This is a genomic window from Vibrio caribbeanicus ATCC BAA-2122 (genome assembly GCF_000165125.1).
Taxonomy (GTDB): domain Bacteria; phylum Pseudomonadota; class Gammaproteobacteria; order Enterobacterales; family Vibrionaceae; genus Vibrio; species Vibrio caribbeanicus.
In genome coordinates, this window is sequence record NZ_AEIU01000096.1 from 1 (window position 1) to 20,644 (window position 20,644).

The 20,644-nt window shown below is 41.1% G+C and carries 17 protein-coding genes and 1 pseudogene; 8 read left to right on the plus strand and 10 right to left on the minus strand.

Annotation, left to right across the window (positions count from 1 at the left end; translation table 11 throughout):
* A partial coding sequence (locus RH40_RS15735) for a cadherin-like domain-containing protein (RefSeq protein ID WP_009602625.1) occupies positions 1-1,178 on the minus strand: 1,178 nt, incomplete at its 3' end.
* A gap of 452 nt (positions 1,179-1,630) precedes the next feature.
* On the opposite strand from RH40_RS15735, the gene RH40_RS15740 reads away from it, so the two are divergent.
* From RH40_RS15740 to RH40_RS15750, 3 genes are all read left to right on the plus strand, one after another.
* Complete coding sequence (locus tag RH40_RS15740; protein ID WP_009602626.1) at positions 1,631-2,899, plus strand: TolC family outer membrane protein; 1,269 nt, start codon at positions 1,631-1,633, stop codon at positions 2,897-2,899.
* Position 2,900: 1 nt separating this feature from the next.
* Complete coding sequence (locus tag RH40_RS15745) at positions 2,901-3,497, plus strand: OmpA family protein (protein WP_009602627.1); 597 nt, start codon at positions 2,901-2,903, stop codon at positions 3,495-3,497.
* Between the two features lie 63 nt (positions 3,498-3,560).
* A complete protein-coding gene (locus RH40_RS15750) occupies positions 3,561-3,914 on the plus strand; it encodes a DUF2750 domain-containing protein (protein ID WP_009602628.1) in 354 nt (117 codons plus the stop codon).
* A gap of 26 nt (positions 3,915-3,940) precedes the next feature.
* On the opposite strand, the gene queC is transcribed toward RH40_RS15750, so the two are convergent.
* From queC to RH40_RS15795, 9 genes are all read right to left on the minus strand, one after another.
* On the minus strand, positions 3,941-4,636 hold the full coding sequence (gene queC, locus RH40_RS15755; protein ID WP_009602629.1) for a 7-cyano-7-deazaguanine synthase QueC: 696 nt from the start codon (positions 4,634-4,636) through the stop codon (positions 3,941-3,943).
* Between the two features lie 13 nt (positions 4,637-4,649).
* Positions 4,650-5,300, minus strand: a complete 651-nt coding sequence (queE, locus tag RH40_RS15760) for a 7-carboxy-7-deazaguanine synthase QueE (protein ID WP_039954858.1) — start codon at positions 5,298-5,300, stop codon at positions 4,650-4,652.
* A 120-nt stretch (positions 5,301-5,420) separates the two neighbouring features.
* Positions 5,421-6,899: an NUDIX hydrolase gene (locus tag RH40_RS15765; protein WP_009602631.1), complete on the minus strand. Its 1,479-nt coding sequence runs from the start codon at positions 6,897-6,899 to the stop codon at positions 5,421-5,423.
* A 1-nt stretch (position 6,900) separates the two neighbouring features.
* Positions 6,901-7,383, minus strand: coding sequence for a GNAT family N-acetyltransferase (locus tag RH40_RS15770; RefSeq protein WP_009602632.1), 483 nt, complete (start codon positions 7,381-7,383; stop codon positions 6,901-6,903).
* A 127-nt stretch (positions 7,384-7,510) separates the two neighbouring features.
* The gene (gene prpF, locus RH40_RS15775; RefSeq protein WP_009602633.1) at positions 7,511-8,674 is read right to left on the minus strand and encodes a 2-methylaconitate cis-trans isomerase PrpF; all 1,164 of its coding nucleotides are present in this window, start codon (positions 8,672-8,674) and stop codon (positions 7,511-7,513) included.
* A gap of 9 nt (positions 8,675-8,683) precedes the next feature.
* Positions 8,684-11,275, minus strand: a complete 2,592-nt coding sequence (acnD, locus tag RH40_RS15780; protein WP_039954848.1) for a Fe/S-dependent 2-methylisocitrate dehydratase AcnD — start codon at positions 11,273-11,275, stop codon at positions 8,684-8,686.
* A gap of 60 nt (positions 11,276-11,335) precedes the next feature.
* Positions 11,336-12,478: a bifunctional 2-methylcitrate synthase/citrate synthase gene (gene prpC, locus RH40_RS15785; RefSeq protein ID WP_009602635.1), complete on the minus strand. Its 1,143-nt coding sequence runs from the start codon at positions 12,476-12,478 to the stop codon at positions 11,336-11,338.
* Between the two features lie 88 nt (positions 12,479-12,566).
* Entirely contained in the window at positions 12,567-13,463 is an 897-nt protein-coding gene (gene prpB / locus RH40_RS15790; RefSeq protein WP_009602636.1) for a methylisocitrate lyase, read from the minus strand.
* 14 nt (positions 13,464-13,477) lie between these two features.
* Positions 13,478-14,152, minus strand: a complete 675-nt coding sequence (locus tag RH40_RS15795) for a GntR family transcriptional regulator (RefSeq protein WP_009602642.1) — start codon at positions 14,150-14,152, stop codon at positions 13,478-13,480.
* A 219-nt stretch (positions 14,153-14,371) separates the two neighbouring features.
* Here RH40_RS15795 and RH40_RS15800 point away from each other — a divergent pair, with 219 nt between their 5' ends.
* The 5 genes and pseudogenes from RH40_RS15800 to RH40_RS15820 all read left to right on the plus strand — a co-directional run bounded on the left by RH40_RS15800 (position 14,372) and on the right by RH40_RS15820 (position 20,541).
* On the plus strand, positions 14,372-15,253 hold the full coding sequence (locus RH40_RS15800) for a hypothetical protein (protein ID WP_174260328.1): 882 nt from the start codon (positions 14,372-14,374) through the stop codon (positions 15,251-15,253).
* A gap of 205 nt (positions 15,254-15,458) precedes the next feature.
* The gene (locus tag RH40_RS15805; protein ID WP_009602645.1) at positions 15,459-17,246 is read left to right on the plus strand and encodes a M28 family metallopeptidase; all 1,788 of its coding nucleotides are present in this window, start codon (positions 15,459-15,461) and stop codon (positions 17,244-17,246) included.
* Between the two features lie 445 nt (positions 17,247-17,691).
* Entirely contained in the window at positions 17,692-19,674 is a 1,983-nt protein-coding gene (locus RH40_RS15810) for a type VI secretion system Vgr family protein (RefSeq protein ID WP_009602647.1), read from the plus strand.
* Positions 19,674-20,245: pseudogene (locus RH40_RS15815) on the plus strand (DUF6931 family protein). Before RH40_RS15810 ends, RH40_RS15815 begins: the two are co-directional and overlap by 1 nt.
* Positions 20,242-20,541 carry a PAAR domain-containing protein gene (locus RH40_RS15820; RefSeq protein ID WP_009602650.1) on the plus strand — a complete coding sequence of 100 codons (300 nt, stop codon included), beginning with the start codon at positions 20,242-20,244 and terminating at the stop codon, positions 20,539-20,541. The pseudogene RH40_RS15815 and the gene RH40_RS15820 overlap by 4 nt, the downstream one beginning before the upstream one ends.
* The last annotated feature ends 103 nt before the right edge of the window (positions 20,542-20,644 follow it).

Here is a 20,644-nt window from a genome sequence, read left to right on the forward strand (position 1 = left end):
CGGTTGTCGTTCCCGTCCGCGTCCGTCGAGGTTAATGTACCCGTCACCTCCTGCTGGGCGTTGCTTTCGATGACCGTCGCACTCGCTGAACCGTCAATCACTGCCGCGTCGTTGGTGCCTATCAAGGTAAGCGTGATGACTTGCGTTGTTCCATCAATTGAGCTTACGGTAAACGACTCCTGCTGCTCCTCTCCGTCTTTGAGTTCAGCAGTCAGTGTATAAGTCCATGAGCCGGAGTTATCAATAACAAGTTTTCCATATTCACCCACTTGTTCTTCAGCGGTAAACTGATTATCTGCGTTATCGATATCGGTTGAAAAAAGTTGACCTTTAGCAGTTGAACTCGTTTGGTCAATGCCTGTTGTTTCTGTAAGTTCAACAGAACTATCGCCACTGATCGACGCGAGGTCATTAATACTATTAACCGTGATACTTATGATGATTTCTTTTGTGCCACCTTCGCCGTCGCTCACAGTTACAGTGAAGCTGTCATTGCCAAAAAAGTTGGGATTTGGCTGATATGACCACCTACCATTATCGCTCACAGTGATCGAGCCATTCTGTGTTGCGTCATCTAGTGAATAAGATAGAGACCCGCTATCACTATCAGTGGCAATTATTTGTCCCGATAGAGGCCTGTCCTCGTCAACAAAGACTACTATATTTTCCCCTTCAGGAGAGCTGTTACTTGAGATGGGAGTTCTTAACGCTAAGAATCTTTCGAGAATGGCGAGGCTTTGTGAATCTGGGGAACCTGAAAAAACTTCAAAATTTTGCGTCTCAAACTTTGTGTCGGCTAGCTTTTCGTTTGCATCTCGATCAATGGTATTTGATGAGGTTATGCTAGAACCAGATGTCGTACCCGCGGCAGTAGCAAATTCATCGTCTAACTGAGTCGGGTCCACACCCTGTTCAATGGCGGCTAAGATTTGGTCTATGTCAGAATCGGCAACAGCTTGCTCTATATCAGGGGTAATGTTGGTTTGTTGATTCTCTCCGTCGACTCGCTTGAACTGCGCTAATATCTCCAAATCAGTATTTAGACTTTGCTCTACAACAACCTCACCTAGCTGAGGTAATTCTCCGTCAGCGAGAACGCGCACGTTGCCCAGGATATCGATGACGATGGTCTGCTCAATATCCGTACTGCCTGCCATCACAAAAGAACCAAAACTCATAAGTTATCCTTCATTTTCTGAATATTTTTATCTTTTTATTACCGCTAAACACTGGGACAAAAAAAACATTTCCCACATCTATAAATTATCACTTTTACATTTGTTCAAAAACTCATTTCTGATGAAATGACGTTGCAAAAGTAAGAATACCAATAAAAGTTTATGTCAACTAGTTGGACACACATCTCAATTTTAGCGGAAAATGACCATGTATGCGCACATTATCCTCAGTAGCTCCTAAACTTATATCTAAATGATATTTATGACATTATCAACAAAAATCCGCACTCTAATTTACTGGGTTTATTGTTTTAAAAGTGTTATTTTATTAACTTTAAATATAGCTTTATCTCATTTTTGAGACATAAAAATTGGTTAGTATCCTCGCACGCGAAGGTTTAATGAGGAGGTCCAGAGTGTATCGGAATTTATTGAGAGTAGTCGGGGTATCTATGTTTGTTGGCTTACCAGCACAAGCACAGACATTAGAACAAGCAGTAGCACATACAATAGCAACGAACCCCGATATCAAAGCGTCATACCACGAATTCAAAAGCAAAGCTTTTGACGCTAAAGGGTCATATGGCGGCTACCTGCCAAAACTGGATTTAAATGCTGGTATTGGACATGAGTCTGTTGATCTCGCCTCTGGAACAAAGAGTGACCTTACTCGTAAAGATGCAACATTAACACTCACCCAACTTTTATGGGACGGAGCATCTACGTTAGACAATATAGATAGAACCGTATCGGACGCAGAATCTGTTCGTTTTCAACTTATTTCTGACGCTCAAGATATTGCTTTGGAAGTAGCTAAGATTTATCTCGATGCTTCAAAAGCTTACGAAGTCTTGGCGCTATCTGAATCAAACTTAGCGGTACATAAAGAGATTTACTCTGACATCAAAAGGCGAGTTGATTCCGGTATTGGTTCTACTGCAGATTTATCACAAGTCGAAGCACGATTGGCAAAAGCTCACGGAAACTTGGTTGCTGCCCAAAATAACCTATTTGATGTGCACACTACATTTAAAAAAGTGGTAGGTCAGCATCCCCAAGGGTTAATTTTCCCCAAAGCAGATATTGCGTTTATTCCGTTTACTGTTGATCAAGGCTTGGCTTTAGCTTACGACCAGCACCCAGTAATAAGAGTCGCACAATCCGACGTAGATTCAGCGAAATATCAATATGAGCAAAGCAAAGGTGCAAATCATCCACGTATAACGTTTGAAGCAAATCAAACATGGCGACAAGATGCCGGCGGTATCGAAGGTGATAGTGATGAGTTTTCTGCTATGGTCAGAGTAAAATACAATCTGTTCAACGGCGGCACGGATATGAACAGAACAAGAAGCACGGCCCAACAACTGAACAAAGCAAAAGATCTTCGTGACCGTACTTTTAGAAGCGTCGAGGAAGGACTCCGTTTATCTTGGAGTGCCTTGGACCTAACCTTACAGCAGAAAGAGTTTCTGTCCGATCATGTTGATTCTGCTTCAGAGACTGTTATGTCCTATAAAAAACAATACAAACTCGGAAAACGCACCCTTTTAGATTTGCTTAATACTGAAAACGAATTGTTCGAAGCACGCAAAGGTTACCTTGATGCGAAGTATGATGAGCAGTATGCTAAATACAGAGTCATGAATGCCACAGGTAACCTACTAAAGGCGTTTAGAGTTGAAATTCCATACGAATGGACACAAGAGAAAAATTACTAATATGAATTATCGCTTATCCTTGATCATTGCCGTGTTTTTTTTAGCAGCTTGTTCGTCTAACGAGCAAGCAGACTATACATCAAAATCATTGAGCCAATACAAGGATATGGCGCTCGCCGATGACGATAAAGATGGAGTCATCAACGCTCGAGACCTTTGTCAACAAACTGAACAAGGAACAAGTATCGATAATGATGGATGCGGAAAATATACCAGGGAGAAAGGTAGCCATAATTTGCATATCTTGTTCGAAAACGATTCTTCCGAGGTGAGTCCCATCTATTTATCGCAAATACGCTCTATGGCAGACTTTCTTGATAAATATCCAGACACTTCTGTCGAATTACAGGGTTTTGCTAACCACTTAGGCAGCCACTCTCACAATCTAGAACTGTCAAAACAAAGGGCATCTAATGTCAAAAAGGTCCTGGTGCGCTATGGAGTTGATTTTGAAAGAATATCAATCGTTGGCTTCGGGGACGCAAAAACCAGTCACTCACAAAACAGTGCACAAGATAGAAAAGTCATCGCTACTGTTATCGGAAGTAAAGAGAGCTTAGATAAAGAGTGGACTATATTTTCTAAACTTGAATACTAGTTAGTTTCGTTTTGTTACCTGTAATGTTAGTCTATGCCCTATCAAATTAAATGAGACAACACTATGACTAAATTAACCTCAGATACCCAAGCAAACTTGGAGTTGTTCGTTGCTGAAACTAAAGCTTCACAACTAGTTTGGGGAATGCGCAATGAAGAGGGCTGGTTATCTTGTGATTCCAGCGAATTCGAAAACAGCGAGGTTATGCCTTTTTGGTCTTCTGAAGAGGATGCCAAAGAGCACAATATAGAAGAGTGGGCAGACTTTAAAGTCTTAGAAATACCCTTGGATATCTTTGTGGAAGATTGGTTACTGACTCTGGCAGAAGATGGAGTGCTCGTTGGTACAAATTGGAATGCGCAGTTGGAAGGCAAAGAGGTTGAGCCACAAGACCTCGCTAAAATGTATATCGATTAAAAAAAGCGCCGATTGGCGCTTTTTTGTTATTCATTGCTTGACTGCTTGGCAATCAGATCTTTGGTGATATTGTCTTTGTTGCTCAAGTAATCATCAAGCCCTTTTGTTCTAAGGTGACAAGAAGGGCAATCACCGCAGCCTTCTCCAATAATGCCGTTATAACAGGTTAGGGTTTTATCCTTGATTAGATCCAGTGCACCTAGGCTATCGGCCAATGCCCAAGTCTCAGCCTTATTTAGCCACATTAATGGTGTGATAATATTCAACTGTCGATCCATACCCTGTTCCAGAGCCTTCCCCATTGCTTGAACAAAATCATTTCTACAATCAGGGTAACCAGAAAAATCGGTTTCACAGACGCCAGTAATTAGATCATGCGCACCGACTTGATATGCATAAATGCCAGCAAGAGTGAGAAAAAGAATATTTCTGCCAGGGACAAACGAATTAGGCAGCCCATTTTCTTGCACATCATTCGATACAGCAATGTTATCACGAGTCAATGAGCTGGCTGCTAGATCATTTAACAAAGTAACGTCCATTACTTTATGGGCTTTGACGCCTAGTTCATCTGCAATACTTCGAGCAACTTCGATTTCGAGACGATGCCGCTGACCATAGTCAAAGGTAATAGTATGGACTTCATCGTATTGTTTTATCGCCTGCATCAGGCATGTGGTTGAATCTTGACCACCACTAAATACAACGACTGCTTTTTTCATACTATGACTCCTATTAAGCGATGCTTAGATACTTGTGTGTCTGAATGGATAGACGCCAATTTCTTTTTATGCATACTTCAATACATAATTCTGTTGCCCTTGGCTTCTGACTAATCGGCTGAAGAGCGATCTCAGTGTCTTCTGATAGCGATACACCCGACAATAAGTCGTCAAGGCGGTCAATATCTTTTTGAGTAGCCACCGGGTGTTTTAACTCGTTTGCTCGGATCAGAGCCGAAGGAAGAACTGGCAGTTTCCCCTTCATTGCTATCTTTGGTGACACTGTAACCCATGTATTTGGTGACGTAATCACTTCAGACGTTCCACTCGTCTCAATCTGACACTTACAATTAATAGCTTCAAAGGCTTCTGTTAGAGGAATCAAATCATAGATGCACGGTTCACCACCTGTAATCACAATATGTCTAGCCGTATACCCTTGGCGTAAATACTCCGACACGACATCATTAGCCGAAGCTCTGCACCAAGTCGGAGAGTCAGTTGTTTTCGAAAGGATCTCTTTGAGGGTTCGTTCATCTTTCGGACTGGCATCCCAAGTTTGCTTTGTATCACACCAAGCACAACCTACTGGACATTCTTGAAGGCGGACGAATACAGAGGGTACTCCAGTAAAAACGCCCTCTCCTTGAATCGTCTCAAACATTTCGTTAACTTTATACAACTTTTTCTCGGCTAATTCATAATCAAAGATTTTGCAGGATCGAGACATTAAAGGACAGAGCCCTTGAGGTCAACTAATTAGTACAACCCTACGATTTTTTGTCTATTTATTGGAATAATAAGACTCTTCATAATGATTGGAAAGTACTTCACTGCCGGAAGTTCTATCACCATGTTTGCCTTTATCTACAAACATAGACTGCCGATACAAAAATAGTATTGCAACTGGATATCTGAGCATTTCTAACGCAACCATTGCTTTCCCCTCAGAGACGAAAAAGTGAAATATAATGGTAAGTAAAAAATCAACCGACATTACAGCAAAAAAAGTGGTGTAAAACCTCTTATTCATCCATGCCCCAAACAACCTACCAGAGCCAGAATACGAGACTAAGATTAAAGTAGCTAAAATTATCATCAAGGAAAAAAGTGTGATTAATGGCCAAAATAAAGCCAAAATAAAACACGATACAAGAAGTACTGCTAAACATAGACGCACATGTTCTTTTAAGTAAGTCGAATCGATACCGAGCCACTTTTTGAATCCTAGGTACACCACAAATCCTATAAAAATACTTACAAGCCCATCAGCGAGAAATACTGAGCCTTCTAATACGACTAAGCTCATGTTTAGTGACAAAAATGAGAGGGCCAACCAAGATACGTACCTTCTCTCTTCTTTAAAAAAATCACGGACAAGAAGGCAGAAGAATGACCAATTAACCAAAGCAATGCTTGGTAAGCTGAACCAAGTTTTTGTATCTGTGATGTAGTAAGATGCAAAAATATTCGGAGAGGGATAATTTAGCGACCGTTGCAACAACAAAGCCAACATGTTTATCGTAACAGTAAAAATTAATAGCTTTAATCCAACTTGATAATCGATCCTCCTACAAGCCCACACCAAAATAAGAAATATCAAAATAGGTGAATTCAGCAACTTTGTCACAACAAGTAATATTTGAACTGTATATTGGGATGATTGACTGAGTGAAAAGTAGCTCTGTTCAAGCTGATTAAGAAAATTAACTTGAATATCTTCAACCAAAGACCGCTCTGTGTTGAATGAGGGTACATAAATAATCTCATTATTAGCCGCTCGGCTGAACATTTTCTCAAGCCATGGCAACTGTTGTGGAAGTCGATATTGTGATCCAACAATCGTCGAAGGATCGGCTATCATAGCAAGATTTACTTCCACACCGTAATGAGGTGCTTTCCAAGTTCGTAAATTGTTGCCTTGATACCGATTTTTTGGCTTAAGTGCTTGAACTTTTCCTGCAGGAACACAATCAAAAAAGACCGTCGTTTTGGAACGTCCAAGTTCCCTCATCGGTTTGACTAGTAACCCTGTTTCCTCATAAGTCTCGCGCCTAGCAGTGTTTTTTGGCGTTTCTCCATCAAGTAACCCTCCGGCAGGAATTGATATTTTATTGGTAACGATTTCTTGTGTAAAAACCATTTTATCGTTAAAACGAATAATACAAGCAGCACCTGATATTTCGTCAGGATAAGAAGAAAAGGAAGTAACAACCGAGAAGGTGAGAAAGATTAGATGGATTATTCTTGTTCGTAAAGACACGCTAATTCGAAACCAATTTTTTTCTTAACCAATGTATGTGATTAGAAAATCCACTTTTTGTGTAAAAGCCAAGTGCATTTTTATTAAAATCCCACACTTCAACGAAAACCTCAATCACGCCGTAATCTAAAAAAGTCTGTTCTAGGTGCATACATAGTTTTCGAGCTACACCGAAGCGTCTACTTTCTTTCTCAATAAAAAGCTCATCAATACTGCCCATTTGAACGGGTTTGCTTACACTAGAAATTAGTTCACAAAAATGCCCCGTAACGAACCCCAGAATCTTGTCAGAATGACAAGCAACAAAAACCAAACATTCGGGGTCATCAAGATAACGAGCAATGCTTTTTATTTCTTCAATATCTGAAGCTGACTTGAAGTATTCTGGGCATTGATGGTGGTGCTCATCATGCAAATCGAACATCATTTGATTAAGCGTAACTAAATCGTGAGCGTTCGCGGGTCGAATCGTAATATCATCCATGTTTAATATATAATATGCGAGAGACTTTCCTATAATACACAAAGAGATAAGATAAATCTCTCGCACCAACAAGATCGAAAGCTAATTCTCATCACTAAAACGAGTACACGCTTCCAATTTTTGTTGCTCAAACAAGAGGAACGAAAACCTCTCCCTTCATCAGGATTCGGGCACTTCTGCTCATCGTCGCTTTCGCGATAGACCAACTTGAGTCCTTCTCGATACCACAAGCGCCGACTGTTAATTTTCCCGATGGGTGACCAATAGAGATCTCGGCTTTAGCATTACCCATTAACCCACTCACTAAGGTACCAGGTATACTAGCCGCTGATGCCAATGCTACCGCGGCAGTACCCATCATCGCATGATGCATTTTTCCCATAGAAAATGCTCTCACAACTAAATCAATATTGCTGCTGTCTATTCGGCTATTACTGGATGATGTGTAGGTTTTTGAGGGAGATAAAAAGAGTATCTTAGGTGTGTGCTGTGATTCTTGGGCCTGTTCAATCGAATCTATCAGACCCATTTTTAAAGCACCATGTGCCCTAATCAACTCCACCTTCGCTAGCAGGTCTGATCGATTATTTACCTCTTCTTGAAGCTCTACACCTGATAAGTCGATATCATTTGCAGATAAAATAACCGATGGGATACCAGAATTAATCAAAGTACATTCAAATACCCCTACTTCTGGCACCTCCAACTTGTCAATTCGATTGCCAGTTGGAAACAGACTTCCATCAGAGGCACTAGGACTTAGAAAATCGACTTTGATCTCTGCGGCAGGAAATGCAACACCATCTAAATAAAAGTCTCCCGTCTCAACCACTCTCTGTTTTCTCACTGGCACATGCACGACGATCTCTTTGGCTAGGTTAACCTGCCAAATTCGTACTTTGAGAGTTCCATCCTCCTGCAGTCGTCCTCTATCTATCAAACCAGAGTGCACGGCAAATGGTCCAACTGCTGATGATAAATTTCCGCAATTACCGCTCCAATCAATAACAGGGTTTCCAATTGCAACTTGACCAAAAGTGTAATCAACGTCGTAACCTTCATGTCGACTTTTCGACACAAGGACCACTTTACTGGTGCTTGATGTTGCACCACCGAGTCCATCTATCTGCTTTCCATAAGGGTCTGGACTACCTATCGTGCGGAGTAAAATTTTATCCCTAAATTCACCGGGTTCTCTCGCCTCTGGAGGAAGATCATCAACATTAATGAAAACCCCCTTACTCGTTCCACCACGCATATAGGTTGCGGGTATTTGTAGTATTGATGTCATTATTTATCCTTATTGGCTCAAGAAGTCTTTGGCAAATCGTTGTAAAACACCACCCGCTTGATAAACATTTACTTCATCTTCGGTATCAAGGCGACATAACAAATCAACATTCTCACAGGCCCCATTTTTTCTAGAAACCCTAAGAGTAAGCGACGACCCAGGATAAATATCTCCAATCACATCGTAAGTTTCACTACCATCAAGCTGAAGCGTTTTCCTGTCGGTTCCTAATCTGAACTCAAGTGGTAACACTCCCATGCCAATAAGATTGGTTCGGTGAATTCTCTCAAAACCTTCAGCAACAATCACTTGGACACCAGCAAGTCTCACGCCTTTAGCAGCCCAATCTCGCGATGAACCTTGTCCATAATCCGCACCAGCAATAATTAATAACGGTTGTTTTCGCTCCATATAACATTCAATCGCTTCCCACATTCTGGTCACTTTACCTTCAGGCTCGATACGAGCAAGCGAACCTTGAATGATATTACCGTTGTCTCGAACCATTTCGTTAAACAATTTGGGGTTAGCCAGTGTTGCTCTTTGAGCGGTCAAATGATCTCCACGGTGAGTCGCATAAGAATTAAAGTCTTCCTCTGGTACACCCATGAAAGTGAGATATTCACCCGCCGCACTACTTGCTAAAATAGCGTTAGACGGCGAAAGGTGGTCAGTGGTGATATTGTCCCCTAAAATAGCTAAAGGTCGCATATTCTTAAGTTGGCGTTCACCAGCAAGAGCCCCTTCCCAATAAGGAGGCCTACGTATATAAGTACTTTGGGGACGCCACTCATAGAGAGGAAATTTTGGTGTATTTTCTTCCTCTAGCTTAAACATCTCAATGTAGACCTGATTGAATTGATCAGGCCTTACATGCTTATTTACAATGGCATCAATTTCTTCATCAGTAGGCCATAAATCACTTAAAAATATCGGCACACCATTTATGTCTTCTCCAAGGACACCGCTTTCAATATCAAAGCGAATACTGCCTGCTAAAGCGTAAGCAACGACTAAAGGCGGAGATGCCAAGAATGCCTGCTTAGCATAAGGGTGTATCCTACCATCAAAATTTCTATTGCCAGATAAGACAGCCGTTGTATAGACATCTTGATCTATAATCTCTTTTTGGATTTCAGGGTCAAGCGCCCCACTCATACCATTACAAGTCGTACAAGCATATGCAACAATACCAAAGCCTAAAGCTTCTAGCTCTTTTAAAAGTCCGGACTCTTCGAGATACAATTTAGCAACTTTCGAGCCTGGTGCAAAAGATGATTTAACCCAGGGTTTTCGAGTAAGCCCAAGCGCATTAGCCTTTTTAGCAACAAGCCCAGCAGCAACCACATTTCTTGGGTTGCTTGTGTTTGTGCACGAGGTAATTGCAGCAATGATTACAGCTCCATCAGGTAACGTACCGTTTGAAGGCTGTATTTGCTGACTAGTTGCAACACCTTGAGTCATAAGTTCAGACGTTGGCAAACGTCGGTGTGGGTTTGATGGCCCCGCAAGATTGCGGCACACATTAGAAAGGTTAAATTCAAGGACCCTTTCATACTGAGCAGTTAAGAGTTGCTCCGACCAAAGCCCTACGGTTTTGGCGTAATTTTCAACCAAAGCAACCTGCTTATCATCTCTCCCTGTTAGCTTCAGATAATCAATGGTTTGCTGGTCAATGTAGAACATTGCTGCAGTCGCCCCATATTCAGGTGTCATATTTGAGATTGTCGCTCGATCGCCGATGGTTAGGCCCTTTGTTCCTTCTCCAAAGAATTCTAAATATGATGAAACGACTCGCTTTTGACGAAGAAATTCTGTCAGCGCTAGAACAATGTCAGTTGCAGTAATCCCTGGCTGGCGCTCTCCTGTTAGGTGCACACCGACAATATCTGGTAGACGCATCATTGACGGGCGACCGAGCATGACTGTCTCGGCTTCTAAACCACCCACACCAATAGCAATCACCCCAAGAGCATCGACATGAGGCGTGTGACTGTCCGTACCAACACAGGTATCCGGGAAAGCAACACCATGTTGGCTCTGAACAACAGGAGACATTTTTTCTAGATTAATTTGATGCATAATCCCATTGCCGGCGGGTATAACACTGACGTTTTCAAATGCAGTTTTACACCAATCGATAAAATGAAAGCGATCTTCATTTCTTCTATCTTCAATGGCTCTATTTTTTTCAAATGCGTCTGACTCGAAACCAGCATGCTCGACCGCAAGCGAGTGATCGACAATAAGCTGAGTCTCGACAACAGGGTTCACTTTTGAAGGGTCACCACCTTGTTGGTTTATTGCATCTCTTAACCCAGCAAGGTCAACTAGAGCGGTTTGACCAAGAATATCATGGCAAACAACACGTGCAGGATACCAAGGAAAATCGTGATCTCGCTTGCGGTAAATAATTTGTTCAAGGCTCTGAATCAGGATATCAGAGTCACAACGCCTGACTATCTGTTCAGCCAAAACTCTGGATGTATATGGAAGCTTGTCGTAAGAACCAGAAGACACCGTATTTACAGCCTCACGTACATCAAAAAAATCAAGCTGTGTGCCCGGAAGTGGTTTTCTATAGGAAGAATTCATTTTCATACTACTTTCCTAGTATTAACCCAACCGGATTGAAGGGCTAATACCTCGATTAAATACCAATTATCTTTTCTCGATAGGAATCCAAATTTGCGATTCTGGACCTGTATAGTCTGCGCTTGGTCGTATAATCCTGTTATTTTCACGCTGTTCGTAAATATGAGCAGCCCACCCAGTCAATCGACTCATGACAAAGATTGGTGTAAATAATTTGGTCGGAATATCCATGAAGTGATAGGCAGAAGCATGGAAAAAGTCGGCATTGCAAAATAGACCCTTCTCTCGTTTCATTACTGACTCAACTCGCTCGGATACAGCGTATAAATAATTGTCGCCCACATCTTCGGATAACAATTTAGCCCATTCTTTTATTAAGGCATTTCTTGGATCACTCTCTCGATAAATCGCGTGGCCGAAACCCATGATTTTTTCCTTTTTATCAAGCATACCCATGATCTTTACTTCGGCTTCTTCAGGAGTTCTCCAATCTTGAATCATTTCCATTGCAGCTTCATTAGCACCGCCATGAAGAGGGCCGCGCAATGTACCGATAGCGGCTGAGATACACGAATGCTGGTCTGACAAAGTAGACGCACAAACACGTGCAGCAAATGTTGATGCATTAAACTCATGTTCCGCATAAAGAATAAGTGAACAGTGCATAACTTTCTTATGCATTTCACTCGCTTCTTTACCTGTTAACATCTTTAAGAAGTAACCACCGATGCAAGATTCGGTCTGATCTTCAGTATCAATACGCACACCATCATGACTGTAACGATACCAGTAACATATGATGGCAGGGAACTGTGCCAGTAAACGCTCTGTGACCTGATATTGGTCACCAAAATCCATTTCTTGCTCAAGGTTTCCAAGGAAAGAACAGCCAGTTCTCATCACATCCATTGGATGGGCAGATGAAGGAATTAGTTCCAGTACCTTTTTAAGATCATTCGATAAGCCTCTTAAACTACACAGCCGCGATTTATACTGATCCAATTGGTGTTTTGTTGGTAAGGTTCCACGTAAAAGAAGGTAAGCTACTTCCTCAAACTCGGCATTGTGGGCGAGATCAGTGATGTCGAAGCCCCGATAAGTCAGGCCCGTCCCTGTTTTTCCAACAGTACAAAGTGCCGTTGTACCAGCACTTTGACCACGTAATCCAGCACCACCTAATTCTTTCTTTAATTCAACAGGTTGAGACATGATGAAACTCCTTTTCATTCTTTAATCAAAGCTTCCAATTTAACTAAACTTATAAAGTCACACTAAATAATTAACGAAATATCAACCGTTATTTTTTAGACGAAAATAATCGGTCAAGTTTCTCTTCGTAGGCGTGGTAGTTGAGATGAGTGTAGAGCTCGTTTCGAGTTTGCATTGTATCAATAAGCTTTTCTTGATTTCCCTCTGTGAGAAGGTGTTGATAAACATTCTCCGCAGCTTTATTCATTGCTCTAAAAGCACTCAATGGATAAAGGACCATCTCAACACCCACTTGCGATAACTGTTCACACCCGTATAACGGTGTCTGGCCGAACTCTGTTATGTTTGCAAGGATTGGAATATTTCTACCAGTTCCACTTTTAAGCGCATCAGAAAATGTCTTGTATTGCTCAAGGTTATTTATTGCCTCAGGGAAAATCATGTCCGCCCCTGCCTCCACGTAGGCAATTGCTCTCTCAACTGCGAGTTCAAGGCCCTCGACTGCAAGGGCGTCTGTGCGAGCCATAACTACAAACGCATCGTCGTGTCTTGCATCCACAGCAGCTTTAACCCTATCGACCATTTCGTCTCTGGTAACGATGGCTTTATTGGGTCTGTGTCCACACCTTTTTTGTGCTACCTGATCTTCCATATGTACAGCAGCAACACCAGCACGTTCCATCGATTTCACCGTTCTGGCGATACTAAAAGCACCTCCAAACCCGGTATCAATATCGACCAAAAGAGGCAATTCACAAGCAGAGGTAATCCTTTCTGCATCTATCAGAACATCGTTTAGGGTAGTCACACCAAGATCTGGTAATCCGTGAGATGCATTCGCAACACCTCCTCCAGAAAGATAAATAGCTTTATGGCCTAGATTCTCAGCCATTAGCGCACAATAGGCGTTAATAGTACCTACTATCTGTAATGGCTTATTTTCGTGTATAGCTTTACGAAATTTTTGTCCTTGAGACATTGTCATCCTACATTCCTTTTCTAAAGACTATTTGTAATTAATTTTTGGCTCGCTGAAATATGACGTCGCATTAATAATTCTGCTAGTTCCCCATCTCTATTCCGGATAGCGAACAGAATTTGCTTATGTTCGTTTAAGGCTATAACAGAGCGAGACTCAGATTGGGGCGACTGGTATCTGTACATCCTAAGAAGATGATAAAGCTCATCACACAAGAGTGAGATTAACTGTTCATTTTTACTTCCTTTAATAACGAGATAGTGGAAATCAAAATCACCATACTGATGGAAATATGAAGCTCCATCTACCTCTTCAATATGTCCCAAGTGTCTCTCTAACAATTGCTCAAGATATTCAATCTCACTATCTGCCATATTCGAGGCAGCAAGCCGTGCGGCCATCCCTTCCAAAGCTTCGCGTACGGTATATAGCTCAAACAACTTATCTACGTTCAAACTAATAACACGAGCACCTACATGAGGAATACGCTCAACCAAGCCAAGCCCCATCAAACGCATAATGGCTTCCCTCAGAGGCCCTCTGCTGACTTGATACTGTTTCGCTAGCTCTGGCTCAGAAATCTTACTCCCAGACCCAATCTCGCCGTTGACGATCGCTTCTATAAGCGTTTTCGTTAGGCTTTGTGACTTCGTGTCTAACCTTGTCTCAGGTTCTGGGCTTATCTTCGAATTCATTTTTTACATCAAAATTGTCAACAATATAAAAATAATAATAGCAACTTATCTTCAATTTCCTACACATTCCAATCGAATTGTCGACAATTTGATCTTAAAAGCAAAATAACCATCAAGATGAGTTTTTAATAAAATACCAAGGGTCGAATGTGTGAATTTAGTCAGAAAAATTTAAATGAGGGTTATGACGATAAATAAAGTTCAAACTAGTATGGGTGTATGAAGAAGTCGAAAGGAAAAGATTTGATGCAACCCTGTTTGAGAAAATGGACTCATCTTGGGATGTTAGGGCTTTTAATAGGATGTTCTGGTTTTGATTTGGACAAAGCACCAGACCATTATCCAACTCTAAGCCTAGCGACATTTTCAGATGCAAATGTTCAATTGGCAAATTCTCCAAATATCGTTAAGTCTGCTTTAGAACACAATGAATTTGTCAAAATAGAAAATACAGACAAAGTAAACCACTACATACCGAGAATCTTTGCAGAAGCACATTTAAATGAGGTGGTCTCAGTTAATGATCTCAAAAACGCTCCCTTCCATTCTGCACTTGAGTTGATAGTCAAACAATTTACCTGCGAACTATACGCAAGTATGCAACCCTCTAACTCCGTTCAGTTTTGCCCTAGGGATCGTGACATAGTAACTAATAACTTGGGTTACTTACCGTTTAAAGATGGAGTACGTTATAACCATAGGCTAGTCATTGAAGAAGAAGACGCTAATAGCACGCTCCATATTGAGCTGTTTTTACGCAGCACTCTTGAACGGCCTTTTGAATCCGTTTGGGGAGCAGTTCATGAGTTGGGCTATTTCAAAGGCAGCCGCCTTGACCCAGAAAGCATAGTGCTCACCATAAACCTAAATGCCTATAAAAAATCAAGCAAGGAACATAATTGGCATCTTGCTCACTCAGAACCATTAGTTTTTTTTGTCATAATACCAACGGTTAAGGCTTTAACCCAACGACCCAATGAGATGGAAAGTATGGATTATGCCTATCGTTCCGCTCGGATATTAGTTGTTGACAGTCGACCAAAACAGCAAGAAAACAGATATTCAAACAGTATAGAAACCTTTCCTGAATCAGAATTTTAAATACAGATATATCAATAATTAATTATTATTCCTTTTTTTGTTGAATATATGAACAATTACGCAATAAGTTTTGCAATTCATTATTGCTACAAATAAATAATAGGAATCAATAATCAATTTTAATAATCAGTCTGTAAATTGACTTTGTTGACTTACATCTATCAGTAAATATGTGATTGCTTTACAACAATAAGGAGCTAATTAAATGCAGGTAAGCATCACAACAAATAAACGTTTACTCACTATATTAATCACATCAACTTTTATCTCTGGATGTCATTGGGATACTCCCGAAGAAGCAGCTAATTATGTCAGTGAAAATATTTCAAGAAATGATGTCGTCAGACATTTGAGTGAGCTAGAGTCCAGAGCATCAAAAACAGCACTGGGGAACTCTAGCACCAGAGCAGCCGGAACTGAGGGATATCATCACTCAGTAGATTATGTCAAACAAGTAATGCAAGATCATGGTTACAATGTATCAGTTCAAACACTGGACTTTCGCGCATGGCAAGAGCTTCCCGGTACCAAGCTTAGTGTTAACAACATAGACTTAACGAGTTCTCGTAACACACCGGATAACCTGACCGTAGACTTCACGACTATGTCTTATTCTGGAAATTCACTCGGTTTTATTGATAGTGCCGCTACTTTTATTACACCCGATTTTCAGTTTGATTCTCCCAACTATGACGATACAGATGGATGTGAACCTGAAGACTTTAACAACATCAACCTACAAGGAAGAGTGGCAATTATCCAACGTGGAGGGTGTAGTTTTAACACCAAAGCACTGAACGCGGAATTAGCAGGCGCTAAGGCGGTTATCATCTTCAACCAAGGTAACTCTGAGGGTCGTAAAGACGCGGTTAATGGTACCTTAGGCAGTGATACAGAGGTAAGTATTCCTGCCTTTGGCGCTCGGTATGAGTTAGGTGCACAGTGGTTCGAGCTGGCAAAAGATATTCAGGTTCCCGTCTCTTTTTTCATCAATACGAAAGACGAGTTGGTTGAGACTGAAAATGTCATAGCAGAGACAGTCGGAGGAAACAAAGACAATATCGTAATGTTGGGGGCACACTTAGACTCCGTACCAGAGGGGCCAGGGATCAATGATAATGGCTCAGGAACTGCCGGTCTTCTTGAATATGCCGTGACTATGGCCAAACTTGAAGCACCTGTTGTAAATAAGCTACGTTTTGCTTGGTGGGCCGCAGAGGAGGCTGGTTTAGTTGGCTCACAATATTATACAAATCAGCTATTCGCTCCCTTGCGCTCGCAAGCTGAAAGAGAAATTCTCGATGAATTAGGACTTGATGACCCAAGCCAATTGACTAAAGAGCAGCTTGATCTTGTTGAAAAAAGGTATTACGAACTTAACCGGGTGAAAATGTACCTCAATTTTGACATGATAGGTTCACCAAACTACATATTCGGGGTAATGGATGGAGACCTTTCGGACACAAAAGATAGTCCAGATAATGCCTATACCGGAGACTTTGTGCCACCGTTTGGGACCTCACATATAGAATCAATATTCAATCAATTCTTTAACCAACACTCTATATCAACCGTCCCTCAGGCTCTATCAAAACGCTCAGATTACGCAGGTTTTGCCGACTGGGGTATCGCTTTTGGTGGACTATTTACAGGAGCAGAAAAAACAAAGTCCCAGCAAGAAGCTGAAGACTTTGGTGGCGAAGCAGACACGGCTTATGACCATTGCTATCATCAAGCATGTGATGATTTCAATAATGTCAGCCAGACAGCGCTTTATACCAATACTCAATCTCTTGCTTACGTGACTACTTTTTACGCATTTAGCGAGCCCTTGTTTCCAGCACAACAACCAGACAAGGACGACAAAATAAAAATATCCAGTCAGTTAATCCCAGAGAGATCTAGATTACGTGTAGGAACAAGACTCAAAGCGACAAGTAGTCTTTCTGACCATGGGCATTTCCATGGCGATTTAGACCAAGATATTGATTGATACCCAAACAAATCGGAGATATTTAGCTAACTGAGAAAAGTTTACCTTGCAGATTTATTAGAGATTTTGGCATGCTGTATCAAAGTCGATAATGGCGTCTGCAAGGTAAAAACACTGCCACTTTGAGGCCTACTACATAACCAACTTTATTCACAAGCGACTCAGCAAAAAGCAACGTTTCATTCTAACCATCACTTTTACTCTCACTACTCATAACCAATTAAGTAGAAGACGAAATTTAAGCCTCCAGAAGTACTGATTTTTGAATACTGATTTTAAGGTATTTAATGGAACTGAACTTAAAATACCGAAAATGAATAATCAATATTATTTATTTAAATCATAATACCTGTTATTTTTTGATAATCTTCCATAAGTAAATCGCGTGAGCGTTACTTTAGGCCCTCTTTTACATAAAGCTCAGAAATAGTTTTAAGGAAGTATTATGGCTGAAAAATATTCAGCATCCGCAAGTAAGATGTCTGCTATTGATTATAAAGGGAAGGATCATAAGATAAGTGAATTCTCTGTTAATCAAACACTATCTGAACCATTTGAAATTATCGCAACTGTTATATCAAATAATTTTGACCTCAAAAATCAGCTTGGTCAATTAATGACAGTAAAAAACAATACTAATAATTCTAGCGAGATGGTTTCATCACAATCGTATAATGGTGCCATTATTAAGATAGATACAATTGGCTTTGAAAAAGACCTTCAATACACCGCCTATCGTATTACGCTCAAACCTTGGTTCGAGTTGTTAAAACATAGCCAGTCCTTTCGGGTTTATCAAAATCAAACAACAAAGGATATCGTTACCGATATTTTTGATAAAGCAGGATTCAAAGGTTGCTACAAAGTAGCAACCATGCCCAACACAAAGAGAGAGTACTGTCTTCAATATAATGAATCTGACTACGACTTTGTCTCGAGACTCTTGGCAGAAGAAGGCGTGCACTATTACTTCGAACATAGCTCTAGCGAACACACCATGGTGCTGCATGATGCACAAACACCATTTGATAAAGCGAAGAAAAACAAATTTGATATGGCTGATACCCCTTCGGGATCATTGCCCTTAATCGATAGGTGGGAAACAGGTCTGGCGTTCCATGGTAATAGTGTCGAACTAACGGCTTATGACTACGAGCAGACAAAACTTGTTACCAGTAAAGCTCAGAGAAACAATAATACCATTGCCAATAACACCAATCTTACCAACATATTCTACCCCACGTTAGGTATTTCGGGAGACAAAACAGATCTTGCGAATAATCTTGCCAAAAGACGTTCTGAATACTTGGCTCAAGAATATCAAATGGTATCCATTGAAGCTAAACATGATCTTTTTGAGATTGGGAAATGGTTCTCCCTCGCAAGTCATTTGGAAAGCGAGCAGTTATCTGATTATTCCGTCGTATCAGTATCATCGTATTACACTGACAACGTTGAATGTTACACAAAAGCTATAGCCATACCTAAAAGTACATCTCATTATCCTGAGCCTAGAGGAAAACAAACCGTAAACGGAATACAAAGTGCAACCGTTGCAGGCAAGAAGTTAGGAGATATCAATCAAGATGAATCCGGTAGAGTTAGAATTCAATTTCACTGGGACTCAGATGCTGAAGGAGATAAAACCAGTTGCTATGTAAGAGTTGCACAAATGTTAGCTGGTAATGGCTATGGTTCACAATTTATTCCGAGAGTCGGACAAGAAGTGTTGGTCTCTTTTATTGACGGCGACCCTGACCAACCCATCATCACAGGCAGTGTTTACAATAGTAAGAATGCCCCACCGTACAAAGAAACAAACTCAACAAAGTCTGGAATAAAAACAAAGCTTGACGGCCTTGCGAATGAGCTTTACTTCGATGACAAAAAGGACAGTGAACTCGTCTACCTTCATGCTACGAAAGACTTAAAAAGAGAAATTGAAAATAATCAGAACGACTCGGTCAAAGGTGAGCTTCATCAATCAGTAACTAAACAAATCGCTATAAGTACCGAAGACAACTATAGCCTAACCGTCTCTAAATTACTGTCTGAAAAAGCCAAGACGATCGAAATAGAAGCTGATGACAAGATCAGCTTTAAAGTAGGTAGCAGTAAATTAACCATGTCTTCTTCAGGTATTTTAATTGAAGCGACAGACATAAATATCAAAGCCTCCAGTGCTCTCAAAATGAATGGAGCCAATATTACAAGTAGTGCGAACGCATCGAATAAGCTATCAGGTGCTACGACTGCCATCGAGGCAAAAGGAAGTAGCTCAGTCAAAGGATTAAGTGTTTCCATAAAAGCTGATACAACGCTGAGTGCCGAAGGTTCTCTTAGCGCAGAGTTTAAGTCGGGCCTTAAAGCAACATTTAATGGTGGAGTAATGGGAGAAGTAAAAGGTGCAATCGTAAAGGTCAATTAATGAATTATAAAAAAATCCCGTATAAAGTTTGTAGTCAGGTTTTACCGCGTTTCGCGGCCTCAGACATAGCCAGAAAACATCTTGAACAAGACTTTACCATCGCAAAATCAATAGAAGTGATGGCAGAAAACGAGCTGCACAATGATCTCACCCAGTTCATAGCACATGCCTTACCGGTCAGAGAGGCGATTTGGTGGGCAAGTCTGTGCCTAATGCAAAGGAAAAAGGACTGGGATCAGACACAAATACAGTGTATTGAAGCTGCTAGAGAGTGGGTGCAATCGCCCAATGAGGGACTAAGACGTAGATCAGAGCTTCTATCTAATCGCTTGGGCCTAAACTGTGGTCCATCGTGGCTTGCTCAAGCAGTATTCTGGAATGGCTCCGGCAGTATTGTAAGCCCTGACTTGCCTTCAGTAATGCCTGATCCCTTTCTGTATGCAAAAGCGGTAGCTGGAGCGATTAATCACTCATCTGTTCTTCCGGCTTGGGATAATACAAACAGTATTATATTCAGTCGTTAAAGTACGCTATTGATATAGCAAACGGTGGCGATGGAGGAGAATCATGAGCTTAGCATCACGAATCACAGACATGCACGTCTGTCCTATGCAAACTCCAGCTCTTCCACCCATACCTCATGTGGGTGGTCCTATCATCGGACCGGGCGTTCCAACTGTTCTAATCGGAGGTATTCCAGCGGCAACAATGGGTGACATGTGTGTTTGTGTCGGCCCCCCAGACTCAATAATAAAAGGAAGTACTAGCGTATTGATAATGAATAAACCGGCAGCCCGGATGGGAGACTCGACTGCACATGGCGGTACAATTGTACTAGGTATGCCTACAGTATTAATTGGTGGTTAAGTGCAACTTTAGGTTGCACATATTGACAGTCTCATTTTTGAACCAGGTTCAATATTTCATACTCAAGTGATAGAAATGCAACTGAATGATTAAAAAAAATATA